The sequence below is a fragment of the Pseudoalteromonas sp. TP27 genome (assembly GCF_056470645.1).
In genome coordinates this window covers 14,824-30,177 of record NZ_JARDAK010000018.1, presented here as the reverse complement: position 1 = coordinate 30,177, position 15,354 = coordinate 14,824, and the positions used below count along the sequence as shown (strand labels likewise).

At 39.5% G+C, this 15,354-nt stretch carries 16 protein-coding genes; 4 read left to right on the top strand and 12 right to left on the bottom strand.

Annotation, left to right across the window (positions count from 1 at the left end):
• Window positions 1-2,559, bottom strand: a complete 2,559-nt coding sequence (locus tag PX700_RS17355; RefSeq protein ID WP_479521418.1) for a M14 family zinc carboxypeptidase — start codon at window positions 2,557-2,559, stop codon at window positions 1-3.
• A gap of 146 nt (window positions 2,560-2,705) precedes the next feature.
• Here PX700_RS17355 and nfuA point away from each other — a divergent pair, with 146 nt between their 5' ends.
• Together nfuA and PX700_RS17345 are read left to right on the top strand one after the other, a co-directional pair.
• On the top strand, window positions 2,706-3,281 hold the full coding sequence (nfuA, locus tag PX700_RS17350; protein ID WP_002959571.1) for a Fe-S biogenesis protein NfuA: 576 nt from the start codon (window positions 2,706-2,708) through the stop codon (window positions 3,279-3,281).
• An 11-nt stretch (window positions 3,282-3,292) separates the two neighbouring features.
• Window positions 3,293-3,562 carry a hypothetical protein gene (locus PX700_RS17345; RefSeq protein ID WP_479521417.1) on the top strand — a complete coding sequence of 90 codons (270 nt, stop codon included), beginning with the start codon at window positions 3,293-3,295 and terminating at the stop codon, window positions 3,560-3,562.
• Window positions 3,563-3,575: 13 nt separating this feature from the next.
• On the opposite strand, the gene PX700_RS17340 is transcribed toward PX700_RS17345, so the two are convergent.
• Window positions 3,576-4,847, bottom strand: coding sequence for an MATE family efflux transporter (locus PX700_RS17340; RefSeq protein WP_479521416.1), 1,272 nt, complete (start codon window positions 4,845-4,847; stop codon window positions 3,576-3,578).
• 42 nt (window positions 4,848-4,889) lie between these two features.
• Between PX700_RS17340 and PX700_RS17335 the strand changes: the two genes are divergently transcribed.
• Window positions 4,890-5,927, top strand: coding sequence for a polysaccharide deacetylase family protein (locus PX700_RS17335; protein ID WP_479521415.1), 1,038 nt, complete (start codon window positions 4,890-4,892; stop codon window positions 5,925-5,927).
• 99 nt (window positions 5,928-6,026) lie between these two features.
• On the opposite strand, the gene PX700_RS17330 is transcribed toward PX700_RS17335, so the two are convergent.
• Genes PX700_RS17330 through PX700_RS17310 form a run of 5 tightly spaced genes read right to left on the bottom strand, consistent with a single transcriptional unit; the run spans window position 6,027 to window position 9,827 of the window.
• Window positions 6,027-6,644, bottom strand: a complete 618-nt coding sequence (locus PX700_RS17330; protein WP_479521414.1) for an SCO family protein — start codon at window positions 6,642-6,644, stop codon at window positions 6,027-6,029.
• A complete protein-coding gene (gene cyoE / locus PX700_RS17325; protein WP_479521442.1) occupies window positions 6,641-7,570 on the bottom strand; it encodes a heme o synthase in 930 nt (309 codons plus the stop codon). The genes PX700_RS17330 and cyoE overlap by 4 nt, the downstream gene beginning before the upstream one ends.
• A 12-nt stretch (window positions 7,571-7,582) precedes the next feature.
• Window positions 7,583-8,572: a COX15/CtaA family protein gene (locus tag PX700_RS17320; protein WP_479521413.1), complete on the bottom strand. Its 990-nt coding sequence runs from the start codon at window positions 8,570-8,572 to the stop codon at window positions 7,583-7,585.
• Between the two features lie 30 nt (window positions 8,573-8,602).
• A complete protein-coding gene (locus tag PX700_RS17315) occupies window positions 8,603-9,097 on the bottom strand; it encodes a transmembrane cytochrome oxidase associated protein (RefSeq protein ID WP_415638532.1) in 495 nt (164 codons plus the stop codon).
• The gene (locus PX700_RS17310) at window positions 9,087-9,827 is read right to left on the bottom strand and encodes an SURF1 family protein (protein WP_479521412.1); all 741 of its coding nucleotides are present in this window, start codon (window positions 9,825-9,827) and stop codon (window positions 9,087-9,089) included. The genes PX700_RS17315 and PX700_RS17310 overlap by 11 nt, the downstream gene beginning before the upstream one ends.
• Here PX700_RS17310 and PX700_RS17305 point away from each other — a divergent pair.
• Window positions 9,781-10,074, top strand: a complete 294-nt coding sequence (locus tag PX700_RS17305; RefSeq protein ID WP_479521411.1) for a DUF2909 domain-containing protein — start codon at window positions 9,781-9,783, stop codon at window positions 10,072-10,074. The two genes, PX700_RS17310 and PX700_RS17305, sit on opposite strands and share 47 nt — an antisense overlap.
• On the opposite strand, the gene PX700_RS17300 is transcribed toward PX700_RS17305, so the two are convergent.
• The 5 genes from PX700_RS17300 to lexA form a co-directional block, all read right to left on the bottom strand.
• Window positions 10,052-10,927, bottom strand: coding sequence for a cytochrome c oxidase subunit 3 (locus PX700_RS17300; RefSeq protein ID WP_479521410.1), 876 nt, complete (start codon window positions 10,925-10,927; stop codon window positions 10,052-10,054). The two genes, PX700_RS17305 and PX700_RS17300, sit on opposite strands and share 23 nt — an antisense overlap.
• A gap of 35 nt (window positions 10,928-10,962) precedes the next feature.
• Complete coding sequence (locus tag PX700_RS17295; protein WP_197180909.1) at window positions 10,963-11,493, bottom strand: cytochrome c oxidase assembly protein; 531 nt, start codon at window positions 11,491-11,493, stop codon at window positions 10,963-10,965.
• Window positions 11,493-13,085 carry a cytochrome c oxidase subunit I gene (ctaD, locus tag PX700_RS17290; RefSeq protein ID WP_479521409.1) on the bottom strand — a complete coding sequence of 531 codons (1,593 nt, stop codon included), beginning with the start codon at window positions 13,083-13,085 and terminating at the stop codon, window positions 11,493-11,495. Before ctaD ends, PX700_RS17295 begins: the two co-directional genes overlap by 1 nt.
• Window positions 13,085-14,227: a cytochrome c oxidase subunit II gene (coxB, locus tag PX700_RS17285; RefSeq protein WP_479521408.1), complete on the bottom strand. Its 1,143-nt coding sequence runs from the start codon at window positions 14,225-14,227 to the stop codon at window positions 13,085-13,087. The genes ctaD and coxB overlap by 1 nt, the downstream gene beginning before the upstream one ends.
• A gap of 474 nt (window positions 14,228-14,701) precedes the next feature.
• A complete protein-coding gene (lexA, locus tag PX700_RS17280) occupies window positions 14,702-15,319 on the bottom strand; it encodes a transcriptional repressor LexA (protein WP_166420582.1) in 618 nt (205 codons plus the stop codon).
• Window positions 15,320-15,354: the final 35 nt, after the last annotated feature.

Genomic DNA, 15,354 nt, shown 5'->3' with positions numbered 1-15,354 from the left:
TTATTCGCCATTTGCACGAAACGTATGACCAAAAAATAAAGCGTTGCTTAGTAGTCGACTAGTCCCATACCAGTAACCTCTAAATACAGGGTCGTCGGTCATGCCTATCACTGTACCTCGTCCATATGAGTGAGCAATTAAGCCAGCGCCGCCAGCAACCTGCTCAACATTAACGGCATCGGTAAAGCCTGCCAATAATGGGTTTTTAGTGTAGGTAAGTATATTTACAAACGGTGCATCTGAAGTTTCAAGTAACCAAGTACTGTTTTTGAATACGGGCAATGTATTGCGCTTAAGTGAAAACGTAAGCGGATGAGTCAAATCTACATTAGTATTAAAAATAGCCCCGGCAATGCGCTGACGCCCCGCTAAATGATCTTTATCGGCGTAACTTAACCCTTTGGTTTTAAATACACTTGCTACATCTTGGCGTGATAGATAACTTGCTTTGAGTAATTGCTGATCAGCTAAAAATTTAGCGCCGCCTTTATGGCCCCAAATAACGCCACCTTTTCTTACCCAACCTTTGATTGCCACTTTGTCAGCATCCGATAGGCTATTGTAGTTACCATGAGCAAGTACTATATGACTGTAATTACTGAGTTCAATAGAGCCTAAACGCTCCATTTCAACAATTGTTGGTGCAACGCCTACAAAGCGGTCGAGGTAATACCATACTTCTCCTGCTTCATACTGGCTTACGCCTTTACCGCCTATTAATAACACTTTTGGCTCGCTAACAACGGCCATTGTACGAGACCCTAAATCAGCACCTTTACTTGTAAGGCCGGTAGTTATTGGCTTAATCGCAATTCCAAATTCATTTTGTGCTTTATTTAGTATATCTACCCAATCGTTAGTTGTTTGTAAGCCAGCTGGGACAATAATACTGCCAGCATCAAAGTTCACTTCGCCTGAGTTTGTTTTAGCTGTTAATGGACTTAATGCTACCCGCGCTTTAACACCTTGCTTTAAAAGGCTGTTTAACATTTTAGGTGCTAGGTAGTCATCCCACGAAAAACCAAAAGCATAACCTTGCTCAAGTTTAGCAAAAGAAGGTTTAACTGCTTTTTGCCATGATGCATTTGCCACCTCTAAACCCCAGCTGCTTTTTACTTTGGCAAAAGGTAGATTAAACGCATGCGCTAATGTCCATCCAGACACATCGTAAAAGGTATTATCAGCAAAGTTTTTTTGCTCACTAAAAATAGCTTTTACCAAACGATATTGCGGTTGTGCTAAGGGCACAAAATAGCTATTAGTTGTAAAGCTTTTACCATTCGCTTTAAGTGATTTAGTCAGTGGGAAAGCATCAATTTGATGTTGCTTTAACAACTCTAAAAAGTATTTAATACGCGAGTTATCTTTTTCGCCCTCAACAACATAACCTTCAAAGCTTTCATCACTGGCTAAATCAGCCGCCTGATTATAAAACTTAGCTTGGTAGTCAAGTAACGCAGTTCGATTGTCAACAGCTGCTTTAAAGGTTGATAAGCTCGTTAATAACTGGTTTTTAATAGTAAAAGGAAAAGTAAGTGTACCGTTTATGGTTTCTTGCACATGCCCGCGAGAGCTTGCTTGTTCAAATAAAATTCCTACACCACCATTCACATCAGGATAAGTTGAACCTTTACCGTAATAAAAGTCGTCAAAGCTTTCTTCGGTAAAATAAAGAGCGTTGTTTTCATCTAATGTTTTTGCATGATAGTTAGCAATAGCTTTGGTTAATGTTACATTTTCATCTGGTGTTATTGGGTGCTTACGGCTCGCAATACCAGGCTGAAAAAAGTAACTGCTGTTAGGTCCCATTTCATGAAAATCGGTTAAAACATTAGGTTTCCACTGATGAAATTTGGCAATACGCGCACGCGATTCTGGGTGCTGCAGCAATAACCAGTCGCGATTTAAATCAAACCAGTAATGGTTAGTACGGCTACTTGGCCAATTTTCAACATGTTCACGCGTTTTAGGATCGCTTGATAAGTTCATGCCCCGATTACTGTTCGCCCAATTAGCAAAACGAGCAAGTCCATCTGGATTAAGTGAAGGGTCGAGTAAAATAACCGTGTTATTTAATAATTCATCTATTTCAGCACCTTGTGCGGCGGCTAAGTAATATGCCACCAGCAACGATGAGTTACTGCCTGATGATTCATTACCATGCACACTGTATCCCATCCATACAACTGCAGGCTGTTTTGCAGAGTCAGTTTTAGTGCCATTGTTATTACTTAATCGAGCTAAATGAGACTCTCGAATTTGCTCTATATTTTTAAGCTTTTGCGGTGCAGTAATCGTTAGCATTACAAGTGGGCGCTGTTCATGCGTGCGACCAATTACTTCAAAATTTATACGATCGCTTTTATCAGCCAATATTTCCATGTAACGCACGAGCTGATCGTGCCTTACATGCCACTCTCCTACTTCGTAGCCAAGCACTTGCTCAGGTGTTGGAATAGCGGGGTCAAATGTTACATCTTGTTCAAAATAATACGAAAGCGGTTTTGCTACACTTGAAAAGCTAAGCATTGCCACCATTATTGTTAATACCAAACGCATATAAATCACTCAAAAAATGTTCGTTGTTTGCACGCTACCATTGCTTAAAATAGATGCCAACTTTTTACGCTCAACACTAGCCGCAACACGATGAGCGGAGTATGATACGCAGTATCCGAGTAATTTAGTCAAGTATAGATGGTTTTATGATTTCTATTTCCGAAACAGCGCAAGCGCATTTTGCTAAACTATTAGCAGATCAATCACAACAAACCAATATTCGTGTGTTTGTTGTAAACCCTGGTTCATCACAAGCGGAATGTGGTGTGTCTTATTGTCCAGAAGACGCTGTAGAAGCGAGCGATATTCGCCTAAACTTTAACGGTTTTGATGCCGTTGTAGATGCAGAAAGTGCTCCATTTTTAGAAGAAGCTGAAATCGATTTTGTTACCGACAAAATGGGAACTCAGTTAACGCTAAAAGCACCTAATGCTAAAGCACGTAAAATAGGTGACGATGCATCGTTAAACGAGCGTGTACAGCACATGCTAGAAACCGAAGTAAATCCACAACTTGCTAACCACGGTGGTCAAGTAAGCCTTGTTGAAATTACAGCTGCAGGTATAGCGATACTTCAGTTTGGTGGTGGTTGTAACGGTTGTTCTATGATCGATGTAACGCTAAAAGAAGGCATTGAAAAAGAAATGATAGCTAAGTTTGAAGAAATCACCGGTGTTGCTGATATTACAGAGCACGAAGCGGGCGATCACTCTTACTATTAGGCCTGATAAATATGTTAAAGCAGCTTATTTATCGCTTAGGGAGCAATCCTAAGCTGAGCTTAAAGCGCTTTTTTCGCGGCTTAGCACTGTTTGTGCTAGCCGTGATATTCATATCTATTGGGTATTACACTCACTACAGCTTGCAAATAATTGGCGTTATAATTTTAGTCCCCGCATTATTTTTTGCCGGATGGGGCTACTGCGGTATTTTTGCTAATCGTTTTTCACAAGTTTTAAAAGATATGAGCCCTAAACACCACGACCCCGATCTCTGGAAATAAACCATTCATTTATTTAATCTAATAGCTGATTATTTATTTTTAAGTGGTAATATTTAATTATTAACGTAACACCGCGCATTAACATAAAACAGCTCATAGCCAACCATAACCCGTTATTTTGCCAGTCTATAAACACCCAAAACACACCAAAAAACCCCACTCCAGCTGAAAGTATCATGCTATTACGCATGTCCTTTGCTCGTGTGAGTCCAACAAAAATACCGTCAAACAAAAAGCAGCTCATGGCTAAAATTGGCAATGCTATTAGCCACGGTAAATAGTGTGTTGCCTCTTGAATAACCTCTGGCACATTAGTTAAAAGCTTGATTATACCGCTGCCAAACAATGCAAAAAAAGCGCTATATAACACGCCAAAAAGCATACCCCAAAATACGCTTATTTTAACCCAAAGCTCTATATTTTTAACGCTTCCTTGGCCTTTAGCTTGCCCTACTTTTGCCTCGGACGCGTAAGCAACGCCATCAAGAGCAAAGCTCACCAACATTAAAAAGTTAAGTAAAACAGCATTAGCGGCGAGTGTAGTTTCACCTATACGCGCTGCGTAAAATGTCATAAAGCTAAAGCATAATTGCAGTATTAAAGAGCGAATAAATATATCTCTATTCAAACTCAATAATTCAGTCATTTTGCTAATGCTCAACCAATTCGGTGCATCTAGCTCAATACCTTGTTTTTTAGCTAGTTTAACCACTAAAAAAAGTGCAAATACTAACGCCGTATAATCAGCAATCAGTGAAGCCCACGCAGCGCCTGCAACGGCCCAATCTAAATAAACAACAAAATAAATATCGAGCACTATATTAACGATATTAGTGACGAGTAATAAATAAAATGGACCTCGACCATAATGCACACCAAGCATCCAACCCAATAACACTAAATTACACAATGCTGCTGGAGCACTAAAAATACGAATGCTAAAATACTGATACGCTTGGGTAAGTACGTCGCTGTTAGCAGCGGAGAGGTAAGCAATAGCGTGTTTTATTAATGGGGATAATACAATTAATAGCACAGCCACTGCGCTTGCCAGCAATAGGCTTCGTTTAAGTAAAGCGGCAAGTTGGGTTAAATCGTTTTTTCCGTATGCTTGTGCCACGAGTCCCGTGGTGCTCATTCTTAAAAAACCAGCAAGCCAAAACAAAATAGAGATAACTGCAGAGCCAAGGGCAATACCCGCCAAGTAATGAGCGCTTCCTAAGTGCCCAATTACAGCAGTATCAACAATTCCTAACAACGGCACTGTGATATTTGATAGTATCATCGGACCCGCTAACAACAGCAAGCTTTTATGGTGTGCCTTATTATGTATAAAAAATTGTTTCATTTAGTATTATTTATCCTCATTAGTATATCTGTGCGGGCTCAAGCAGCCGTTATTTTACAGTATCATCATGTTAGTGAAACCCTACCCGCTGTAACTAGCGTTAGCGCAAACACATTTACTAAACATTTAAGCTATTTAAAAGAGCACAACTTTAACGTTATTCCTCTTAATGAGTTAATAAGCGCACTTCAGCAAGGTGAAACCTTACCTGATAAAACAGTCGCCATCACCTTTGATGATGGTTATAACAATAACTATGAACAAGCTGCACCTATTTTAGAAAAGTTTGGCTACCCGTACACTATCTTTGTAAATCCTAAATTAATAGACGAAGGCATGAGTTACGTAATGGGGTGGGATAAGCTCAAAGAATTATCTAAAAAAGGGGCATTAATAGCCAATCATAGCGGACAACATGATTACTTACACCTTAAGCTTGAAAACGAAACCGATGCACAATGGCAATCACGTATTAAGCAAGATATCCTTAGCTCTCAAAAGCGTATAAAAGAAGAAATAGGCCATGATTATAAATACTTAGCATATCCGTATGGTGAGTTTAACAATGAGTTGCAAGCACTTGTAACAGAGCTTGGTTTTGTGGGGATTGGTCAGCACTCAGGGGCTGTAAATAAAGATTCTAATTTTAGTCGCTTACCGCGTTTTCCTGCATCAGGCTTTTACAGCAAACTAGAGACTCTTATTACTAAGCTTAACTCACGCGCGTTTAATATCACCAATTTAACTTATCAAGATAGCGTTACACAGCAAAATCCACCCACGCTCACAATTGAATTTAATATGAGTGATTTCCATAAAAGCCAATTTGCTTGTTACGTATCAAGCGTAGGCCAAGCAGAATTAAAATGGATAAATAAAAATACAGTCGAAATAACCTCGCCAAAAGTGCTTAATAAAGGGCGTTCTCGTTTTAATTGTACAGCCCCTTCAATTTCAAGCCCTGGTGATTATTTTTGGTTTTCGCAGCCTTGGGTGATCCAATCGCCTAAAGCTTAACGACCTAACGTAACAGCCACTAGGTTATTTTATTAACTACTCTAAAGACCATAAAAAAAGGAGCCTAAAGCTCCTTTAAAATTGGTAAAAACTAAAAGACTAGTTCTTATAGTAATCGGCTATCTTTTTAAACTCTTCAGTTAAAGTAGTCGCATTAATTAATGGCACACTACCTTGTTTAAATTCAGGTTTAAAAATAGCTCTTACGGCTCCATTTTGATCAACTAATGCAACGGATGCACTATGATCGACCGCATACTCTGATTCTTCAGAGTCACTAATCGCATAAATTAAACCAAGCTCCCTAACAACTGGAAAAAGGTGTTTATGCTCTCCCGATACAGCTAAAAAGTCAGGGTTAAAATAATCTATATATTGCTTTCGTTTAGCTGGTGTATCGCGTTTTGGGTCAACCGATAAAAACCAAACTTGCAACGGATAATCTGCCTGTAAGTTTTTATAAACGGCGTTAAGCTTAGCCAACGTTAACGGGCAAATATCAGGGCAGCTTGTATAGCCTAAAAATACTAAATTCCACTGTCCTAAAAATTGTTGCTTAGTCACTAATTCGCCGCGCTGATCGTTTAGCGTAAAATCAGACAGTGGTTTTGCATTTTCGTAAACCAATGCATCTACATCTGGCGGGCTATTTTCATTTGAACATGCTGATAAAAACAAAACTAAAACAACAATTAATCCAAGCCATAACTGCTTCATAAAGTGAGCCATTTATCTATAAATAAGATTACAAAGAGTACCATTAAATGAATAATCGAAAAACGAAATAAGTCCATTGCAGTCTCATCATCTCCAGCAATTTTTAATTTAACCGCCTTATATATAAATACTGCATTTAATACACACGCACCTATTAAATATATTAATCCAGACATACCAATTAAATAAGGCAATACACAAACAACAGCGAGTAAAACAGAATAAGCAACAACGCACGTTTTACAAAAATCGATACCATGGGTTACTGGTAACATAGGGATTTTAGCGCGTTCATAATCACTTTTTCGTGCTATAGCCAGCGCCCAAAAGTGTGGTGGGGTCCAGGTAAATATTATCATTACGAGTAACCAAGGGGCTGCTGCCATTTGGTTTGTTTCTGACACCCAACCTAATAATGGAGGCATTGCGCCAGCCAACCCACCTATAACAATATTTTGCGGCGTTGCACGCTTTAAAAATGATGTATAAACAAATGCATAACCTACCAGTGCAAATAACGTTAATATAGCGGTTAAGGTATTAGCCCACACCATCAGCATAATAAAACCCGCAACCCCAATAACAGCTGCAAAACTAAGCGCATGTGTTTTACTTAAACGCCCTTTAGCTACAGGGCGATGACGAGTTCGTGCCATTTTTGAGTCTATCTCGCTATCAACCACATGATTAATAACCGCTGCAGCAGCAGAAAGTAGCCCTATACCTAACAAGCTAATAAACTGTACGACCATACCGCGCCCTACATCGGGAGCCAGCGCTAAACCAACCCAAGCTGTTAGCACCAGCATGGCTACCACTTTAAATTTACTAATTGCTAAGTAGTCTTGCAGCAAACTATGAGTACGCGAAATTAGCGATTGAGTATTAACGGGTAGCAGTATTTTTTTATCAATTATAAGTGCCATCATATTTCCCCTTTATGTGCGTGATTTTAGGTAATAACACAACCTAACCATGCTTAATAACAGTATGGCTGCCATCAAGTTATGTGCCAGTGCAACTCCCAACGGAATATGCCAATGTACTAAAATAAGGCCTAAGCTAATTTGGCAAAGTAAGACTAGTAATACGCTCACAACGCAGTTTTTAATTTTTTGAGAGTAAGCTTGGCTGTATATTTTCCACATAATTAATGCCAGAACAATGCAAGTAACCAGTGCCCAAATACGATGTAATAAATGAATAGACATGCGTGCTTGCTGCGATAACACACCATACTCATAATTACTGTGCTCAAGCGGTAATTGAAACACGCTACTTAATGAAAACGGTTGTGCATAATCACACAATGGTAAACCACTACAATGCGGAGCTGCGTAATTTGCAGCAAGCCAACCGCCAAGCGCTATTTGAATAACCAACACACTAAGCGCAATTAAACTCAAACCAAAATAACGCTTTGCGCCGCTATCTCCACCCATTATAGGTTTGGCAGTTAGTCGCAAATATAAAAGCGTTATAAGTGACAAAATACTAAAGCCACCCAATAAGTGGCCCATTACAATAAGCGGCTGCAGGTTCATAGTGACAGTCCACATACCAAGCGCTGCCTGAAACACCACTAGCAGAAGTAAAGCTAAAGGCAATTTAACTGGTGTTGTTAGGTATTGACGTTTTACAAAAGCCAATACAAACAAACCTAAAATAAGTAACCCTAAGGCGCCTGCAAAATAGCGATGAATCATTTCTTTCCACGCTTTTGCGGTTTCGAACATCATATCTGGGTAACTTTGGGTTGCTAAGGCTATGTCGGCCTCATGTTTAGGTACCGTTAAAAAGCCATAACAGCCTGGCCAATCGGGGCATCCTAAACCTGCGTCACTTAAGCGGGTGTAAGCGCCTAAGGCCACAACAATTAAAGCGAGCAATCCTGTTATTAATACTAAGTTTTTATAATTTTTATACATTAAACACTCCAACTTAAATAAGCTGATCAATTAGCTAGAACGAGAATAATTGAGTAGTTTTTTTAGATCTTTTAATAACCCTTTTTGCACTAAACGATTTTCTTGTGGCTCGACTTTAAAGGGGTATTCAAGTACCACTAACCCCATATGATCAATTAAATACAAACTTGCAGGATTTAAACTCTGTTGCTCGGTAATAATTTTCCATGGTAGATTTTTATTGTCGGGGCTTCCCATTACAGCCATATCCACTTTTCCTTGGTTTTTACCGAGTGCCACATATAAGTTATTAAGTGCATTGAGCTGTTCGCTGCATGGGGTGTTACATTCGTTTGAATAATTAAGTGCGATAGTCCATTGTTTTGGATTATTTTGCGGCCAATTTTCAAATTTTATTTCTTGGCTTAAAAACTCGCCATTGTTAGTAATTGCAGTAGGTAACCAATCGAACTTTAATGCGCCATATGCCAAAACTAATGGGATAGCGCAGCAACCCACAAACAAAAAAAGAGGATTATTTTTCATTAGATGTCCTTTTTTTACTCGCAAAAATAGCCACAACAGCACATGCAACAGCAATTAAAAACCATTGCACAGCGTAGGCATTATGCTTTTGAGGGCTCATAACAACAGCCTCATAATGAGGTGTTGCAATCTCATCACCAGTACCTTGTCTATAAGCCATAAAATTAATTAATGATTGCTGGCTTTGAGTGCTCAGCATATTCAAGTCGATAGATTGGATTCTTGTAGGTAAGTCGTTATTTGTCGTTGTATCTTCAAGCGTAAAGCTACTTAAGTTATTTTCTTTTATTTGCGCTTTAAGAATAAAAACACCTGTAGGCAGAGTAACCTTTGGCAGTGTATCTCTAGCTATAGGCGCTTTTACCCATCCTAAATTAACTAAAATCACTTTTTCTTCGCTGTCAGGCTTTAGTAAAGCAAGTAAGTCGTAACCTACTTGTCCGTTATAAACTTGATTATCTAAAAGCCAATATTGGTTTTGTACAAACCGCCCTTTTAACTCAACCAATACACCTGTTTTGTTCCAGCTGTCAGGCAGGTTAAGTAATTGAGACCAGCTCATCACACCACGAGTCTGTTGCTTAGCAATAGCGGTTAGTTGCTGCTGCTTTTGCTCACCCCGCTCCAGCTGCCAAAATCCTAATCGCACACACACAAGTACAACAACCACAACCATACAAAGTGTGATTATTGAGCTAAGCTTTTGTTTGTGCCATAAAACTAACTGCATAAGGTTCAACTCAGTGATTATTAAAATTATTATCGTACTGTTATTACTATTTATACTTTTTAACTTATTTAGAGCATTGTTTATTATGGTGTCAGGGAAAACTGGGGGGCGACCTATGTCTCACTTTTTAGGTCGTCGCGTATTGTTTTCGGTCGTTGTTCTAATTTTTGTTATTGCAGCGCTTAAACTTGGTTTTATTACAGCGAATAGCTCGCCAATAAACGCTACAGCACATATACAAATATAAATAAACACAACCAAACAACATCAACAAAATGCCAATACCAAGCAGCTGCTTGAAAAGCAAAATGCTTATCTTTAGTAAAGTGCCCTTTTAATATCCGTAAAAATATTACAAATAAAAGTACGGTTCCTAGCATTACATGCATGCCATGAAAACCAGTCAATAAAAAGAACGTATTACCGTAAACACCTGCATCAAGCGTTAGGTTGAGGTCATTATATGCATGTATGTATTCCTCAACTTGCAGCCCTAAAAAGCAAACACCTAATAAAATAGTGGCGCCCAAAAACACTTTAAGTGGCGTGCGCTTATTGTTTTCCATTGCTACATGAGCAAAATGTAAGGTAACTGAGGAGGTAAGCAGTATTAAGGTATTTATAAGCGGCAGACCTTGCCAACCCATAGCTTGGGTTGTATCACCGCTAGGAGTAGATACGAGAGGCCAAACAGCTTCAAACGTAGGCCAAAGTACTTCGTTGGTCATTGCATTATTACCCGCGCCACCTAACCATGGGACCGATAGGACTCGCGCATAAAATAATGCACCAAAAAAGGCCATAAAAAACATCACTTCAGAAAAAATAAACCAGCTCATCCCTTGCCTAAATGATCGATCCATTTGTGCTGAGTACAACCCTTGAGCAGACTCGCTGATAACATTTTTAAACCAGCTATAAAGCATATACAAAAGTACAGCTATGCCAACGTACAGTAAATAAACGCCACTGCCGCCTTCTTTTCCTATGTTCATAACAGTTAATGCAGCGCCTACAGCAATAAAAAATAATGCTATAGCCCCTACAATAGGCCAAGGACTTTGCTCTGGTACGTAATAGTTTTCATATTTTTGATTCATGTTACTTACTCCTAGTTTTACACTAGACATGCAGGCTAGTTATTACTCGCAACTAGCTGCTCACTAATATCAAATACGGTGTACGACAGCGTCAACTCTTCAATATCGCTTGGTAATGCGGTATCAACATAAAACAGTAATTTAAATTCAAGCTCTTCTCCTGCTTTTAGAGGTTGTTGATCAAAACAAAAACAGGCAATTTTATGTAAATACTTAGCCGCTTTACCTGGAGATACAGACGGCACCGCTTGCATTACTTTGTCGAGGTCACTGCTATTTTTAGCACTAAACATTACCTCACGCATGGCACCGGGTTTAACAGTAACGCTGTACTCTTTTGATTTAACAACAAACGGCGCACCAGCTTGCGCATGAGTTGTAAAACTCACGCCTATTTCGCGATCTTGCACTATTTGCGTACTTCGCTCTGCTTGCTCAAGTGACGGTTTACCATTAAGCCCTGTTACATCGCAAAACACGTCGTACAAGGGCACTAAGGCAAACGCAAAGGCAAACATACCTATACAAATAAGAACCAAGCGTTTAAGTAACGGTGCGTGTGTCATTACTTGATTACCGGCGGTATAGAGAAGGTATGATAAGGCGCAGGAGAGTCAACTTCCCACTCAAGCCCTTCAGCCCCATCCCATACTTTTGCAGGCACTTTATCGCCACCGCGTGCACATTTAATTACTACAGCCACAAACAGTAGTTGCGATAAACCAAAGGCAAAACCGCCTATACTTATAATTGCGTTAAAGTCGGCAAATTGCAGTGCATAATCGGGAATTCGACGTGGCATACCAGCAAGTCCTACAAAATGCATAGGGAAAAACAGAACGTTAACGCTCACCAGCGATAGCCAAAAATGCCATTTAGCTAGCGTGATATTAAACATGTTGCCTGTCCATTTGGGTAGCCAATAATAAGCACCTGCCATTATCGAAAACACAGCCCCTGTTACTAATACATAATGAAAATGCGCCACTACAAAATAAGTATCGTGGTACTGAAAGTCAGCAGGTGTAATTGCCAGCATCAACCCCGAAAAGCCACCCAAGGTAAACAGCACTATAAAAGCAATACTAAAAAGCATGGGCACTTCAAAAGTAATTGAGCCTTTCCACATTGTGGCAACCCAGTTAAATACTTTTACTCCTGTGGGCACCGATATAAGCATGGTTGCGTACATAAAAAATAACTCACCTGCAACCGGCATGCCTGTAGTAAACATATGATGCGCCCAAACAATAAAGCTCAATAGTGCTATGGAGGATGTGGCGTACACCATTGAGGCATAACCAAAAAGTCTTTTACGAGAAAAAGTGGGCACTATGGTCGATATAATGCCAAAGGCAGGAAGAATCATTATGTATACTTCTGGGTGACCAAAAAACCAAAAAATGTGTTGGAACATCACTGGGTCGCCGCCACCTGCAGCATCAAAAAAACTGGTCGCAAAGTACTTATCGGTAAGCACCATAGTTACCGCTCCCGCAAGCACTGGCATTACTGCTATTAATAAAAAAGCGGTAATTAACCATGTCCACACAAATAGCGGTAACTTCATCCACGACATACCGGGTGCACGTAAATTCACTATGGTTACAATCACATTAATTGCACCCATAATTGAGCTAATTCCCATAATATGTACGGCAAATACAAACATTGCAGTGTTATCGTTACTATAAGTTGTAGAGAGAGGAGCATAAAAAGTCCAACCAAATGCAGGTCCTCCACCGGGCATAAATAACGATGCAAGTAAGATTAAAAATGCAAACGGTAAAATCCAAAAGCTCCAGTTATTCATTCTTGGTAATGCCATATCTGGTGCGCCAATCATTAGTGGTATCATCCAATTAGCAAGGCCTGTAAAGGCCGGCATAACCGCACCAAACACCATAATTAAACCGTGTACTGTGGTCATTTGATTAAAAAAGTGAGGATCGACCAGCTGTAAACCAGGTTGAAATAATTCAGCCCTGATCACCATGGCCATTCCGCCGCCAATTAAAAACATGGTCAGCGAAAAAATTAAATATAAACTACCAATATCTTTATGGTTAGTTGTATAAAGCCAGCGTTTAAAACCTTTTACAGGATGATGAGCATGGTGAGCTTCATTGGCGTTAGGTTGTTCTACTATGCTACTCATTAGTTCGCCTCCACTTTGGCATCAATTGCTGCCTGTATTTGACTCGGCTGAATAACATCACCCGTATCGTTACCCCATGCATTACGTTTATAAGTAATAACAGCTGCTAATTGCTTTATAGATAACTGCTTAGCAAATGCTTGCATTGCCGTACCGGGTCGCCCATGAATAACTACATCAATGTGATCTTTTATATCGCCAAGCACTATCGGGCTTCCTTTAAGTGCAGGAAATACACCCGGTAACCCCATACCTGTAGGTTGATGACACGCCGCGCAACTGGCCATATACACTTGCTCGCCTAAAGTCATTAACTCTTCTTTAGGTAACGTTTGATCAAGCAGAGCAGCGTCGGCCAGTGCTGCTTTTTGTTTTGCTTGCTTTGCATCGGCTAGCCATACTTTAAAGTCAGCTTCAGATTTAGCTTCAACCACTACGGGCATAAAGCCATGGTCTTTACCGCAAAGCTCAGCACATTGACCTCGGTAAATACCTTCTTCATTAATATTGGTCCATGTTTCGTTTATAAATCCCGGGTTAGCGTCTTTTTTCACAGCAAAATCAGGTACCCACCATGAGTGAATAACATCATCAGAGGTCATTAAAAAACGTACTTTTTGGTTTATTGGCAGTACAAGCGGTTTATCTACTTCAAGTAAATAATTAGGATTTTTATCTGCAAGATTCGCTATTTCGTCTTGAGGGGTGGATAAAATAGAATAAAATGCGACGTCTTCGCCCATATATTCATAGTGCCATTTCCATTGCGAGCCTGTAATTTTAATAGTGAGATCAGCTTTGCTGGCATCTTCCATTGCAATTAGGGTTTTAGTGGCTGGTACTGCCATAGCAATTAAAATAACGAATGGAATAGCTGTCCAAAGTATTTCTACTTTAGTGCTTTCGTGAAATTGGGCAGGTACAGCCCCTTTAGATTTACGGTGATGAATCAGTGCCCAAAACATAATTGCGAACACTATCACCCCAATCACACAACATATTATAAATATGGTCATGTGCAGCTGATATACATTATTGCTTATATCGGTTACGCCTTTGCGCATATTGTACTGGCTGTTAGCCAAAACATGCTGCGGAAAAGCAATCAATACAAGCCACAAGGTAGAGGTCAGTTTACCCATGTGACGGCTCCTTTGATGCTATTGCGAGTGCAAAGCGAAGAGGCATACGGCTTAAACGCCAATTCGTTATTTTTATTATTTAACCAATCCTGTTTTTTTGATTGGTATCACTGTCCCAACAAAGAGTTTGTATATTGTGTGTTCTCAAAACTGAAAGCTGTGAGTTATTGTTAGTTCAGCACACTAATGATTAGCTAAAAAATGAGCAACAAGCAAGCTTTAGTATAAAAAACAACCGAGTAATATTTAAAAATTAGTCAAGTATCTGCAAGCATATCGACTATTTAATATTCAAAAAGCGAGCAAAACAAAGGGGTGTAACACATGAGGAAGGAGAAAAGCATGAGTGAAAAAAAGTTTACAGCTTAAATAATTAGTTAGCTGTTTAAGATATATTTTAGTACGAATTTTAAAACAAAAATGCGCACTAAAAAGTGCGCATGAATAAATTGATTGCTTAAAGCAATCTAAAATCTACATCCAATCGGCGTTTCTTATTACGCCAACAGCTAGGCCTTCAATGTTAAAAGACTCATTTTCAAGGTCTACTTCAATAGATTCAAAATCGTCGTTTTCAGCATGAAGTAATACTTTACGACCCGCTTTCTCAAGACGTTTTACAGTTACGTCTTCATCTACGCGGGCAACAACAACTTGCCCGTTTTCAGCGGTTTGAGTACGATGTACAGCAAGTAAATCACCATCCATAATACCAATATCCTTCATGCTCATACCATTAACGCGTAGTAAAAAATCGGCGGCTGGTTTAAACATTAATGGATCGATTTTACAATGACTTTCAACGTGCTCTTGCGCCAAAATAGGTGAACCCGCAGCAACACGCCCTATAAGTGGTAAACCTAATTGTTCAGGCTCTTCTTCTTCAATTAATTGAATACCACGGCTTGCACCTGGTTTCATTTTAATTGCGCCTTTTTTAGCAAGTGCTTTTAAATGTTCTTCAGCAGCATTGGCACTTTTAAAACCTAGTGTTTGCGCTATTTCAGCACGTGTAGGAGGCATACCAGTGTCTTTAATAAAAACTTTAATTAGTTCGAGTATTTGAGCTTGGCGGTTCGTTAATGGTCGCATACAACTGGTTTTCCATACAGTACATTTAACTGTGA

What these genes read in the sequence shown, in the direction of transcription:
- PX700_RS17345 (WP_479521417.1), top strand. Translation starts at nt 3,293, where the DNA reads ATGTTAAAGCAGCTTATTTATCGCTTAGGGAGCAATCCTAAGCTGAGC.
- PX700_RS17310 (WP_479521412.1), bottom strand. Translation starts at nt 9,827, where the DNA reads ATGCAGTTAGTTTTATGGCACAAACAAAAGCTTAGCTCAATAATCACA.
- PX700_RS17335 (WP_479521415.1), top strand. Translation starts at nt 4,890, where the DNA reads ATGTATAAAAAATTGTTTCATTTAGTATTATTTATCCTCATTAGTATA.
- PX700_RS17340 (WP_479521416.1), bottom strand. Translation starts at nt 4,847, where the DNA reads ATGATACTATCAAATATCACAGTGCCGTTGTTAGGAATTGTTGATACT.
- PX700_RS17295 (WP_197180909.1), bottom strand. Translation starts at nt 11,493, where the DNA reads ATGACACACGCACCGTTACTTAAACGCTTGGTTCTTATTTGTATAGGT.
- PX700_RS17320 (WP_479521413.1), bottom strand. Translation starts at nt 8,572, where the DNA reads ATGTATAAAAATTATAAAAACTTAGTATTAATAACAGGATTGCTCGCT.
- PX700_RS17315 (WP_415638532.1), bottom strand. Translation starts at nt 9,097, where the DNA reads ATGAAAAATAATCCTCTTTTTTTGTTTGTGGGTTGCTGCGCTATCCCA.
- PX700_RS17330 (WP_479521414.1), bottom strand. Translation starts at nt 6,644, where the DNA reads ATGAAGCAGTTATGGCTTGGATTAATTGTTGTTTTAGTTTTGTTTTTA.
- PX700_RS17355 (WP_479521418.1), bottom strand. Translation starts at nt 2,559, where the DNA reads ATGCGTTTGGTATTAACAATAATGGTGGCAATGCTTAGCTTTTCAAGT.
- ctaD (WP_479521409.1), bottom strand. Translation starts at nt 13,085, where the DNA reads ATGAGTAGCATAGTAGAACAACCTAACGCCAATGAAGCTCACCATGCT.
- coxB (WP_479521408.1), bottom strand. Translation starts at nt 14,227, where the DNA reads ATGGGTAAACTGACCTCTACCTTGTGGCTTGTATTGATTGCTTTTCCG.
- lexA (WP_166420582.1), bottom strand. Translation starts at nt 15,319, where the DNA reads ATGCGACCATTAACGAACCGCCAAGCTCAAATACTCGAACTAATTAAA.
- nfuA (WP_002959571.1), top strand. Translation starts at nt 2,706, where the DNA reads ATGATTTCTATTTCCGAAACAGCGCAAGCGCATTTTGCTAAACTATTA.
- PX700_RS17300 (WP_479521410.1), bottom strand. Translation starts at nt 10,927, where the DNA reads ATGAATCAAAAATATGAAAACTATTACGTACCAGAGCAAAGTCCTTGG.
- cyoE (WP_479521442.1), bottom strand. Translation starts at nt 7,570, where the DNA reads ATGGCACTTATAATTGATAAAAAAATACTGCTACCCGTTAATACTCAA.